This window comes from Brevibacillus sp. HB2.2 (assembly GCF_013284275.1).
In the GTDB taxonomy this organism is placed as follows: Bacteria; Bacillota; Bacilli; order Brevibacillales; family Brevibacillaceae; genus Brevibacillus; species Brevibacillus brevis_D.
In genome coordinates this window covers 1-963 of the sequence record NZ_JABSUV010000102.1, presented here as the reverse complement: position 1 = coordinate 963, position 963 = coordinate 1, and the positions used below count along the sequence as shown (strand labels likewise).

Genomic DNA, 963 nt, shown 5'->3' with positions numbered 1-963 from the left:
AACGGATTATCTGTATCAATATGACCAGTACGGAGTTTATCTCAAAACCATCAAAGTAATTGTCAAATAAGCAGAGTGTGTCCATCAAAAGCTTTAACCGAAAGCTTTTGTCTGGTGAAGACAAAATAGGCCGATCACGGTCTATTTTTTATTTTGTTGCTTGAGACGAAAGGAACCGGGATGCTTTCGAGTATCTACTTATAAAAACATTTGTAAAACCTTTGAGAAACAAGGTTTTTTTATGCCCTCAACCATCCTCCCTGATTACATAACCCCCAAGAGGTTGCCGCTTGATTCTTTTTCACCTTGATTCAACAAAAGCATTCAGCTTTCTCTCGAAGTTGTCGGAAGTTTCTTTTTGCATTTTTGGCACCACATGGCAATATTCGTTTATTTTAATCCATGTTGCAGGTATATCGAGCAGGGCAGACTCAAAACCGAATAAGGTGTTTTTTTTGTACATAAAGGTGTATTTGTAACTTTATACCTATCGCTCGTAATCATTCTACATCCGATACTTCAAAATGTGGGTATTATTTCCTTTTTACTTATAGATTGGATATCTAGCATATCGATCACCATGAGTCTTCCATCTGTATTGAATCCTTTACAGAGAGGAGGAGACTGAATGCCCAATATTGAAGGTATCAACATCCAACAATCAAGTGCGGAACGCAAGAGCTACGTGGTTGTGGGAGCTATTTTATCTTGCAGCAGCGGAAGTAAACAGAGTCGGCTGAAAATGCCATTCAGCCATGGTGTTTTTGTAAAAGGAAAACCGCAAATGAACATCATGGATTTTGTTCCAAATGTAAATATCATGCCCTTTGGAAAGTGCAGCAGCTTACAAAATCCCACAGTCGCTTCAGCCACGGCAGCTAACAACGGTGTACTTACGCCAATGCCGTGCATACCTCTGACAACAATGCCATGGATAGATGGGAAAGCGGACAAAATGGTCGG

At 40.0% G+C, this 963-nt stretch carries 1 protein-coding gene; it reads left to right on the top strand.

The features are described 5' to 3' along the window. Positions 1–628: 628 nt before the first annotated feature. On the top strand, positions 629–963 hold a 335-nt coding region (locus tag HP401_RS29470), incomplete at its 3' end, for a DUF4280 domain-containing protein (protein WP_173607624.1).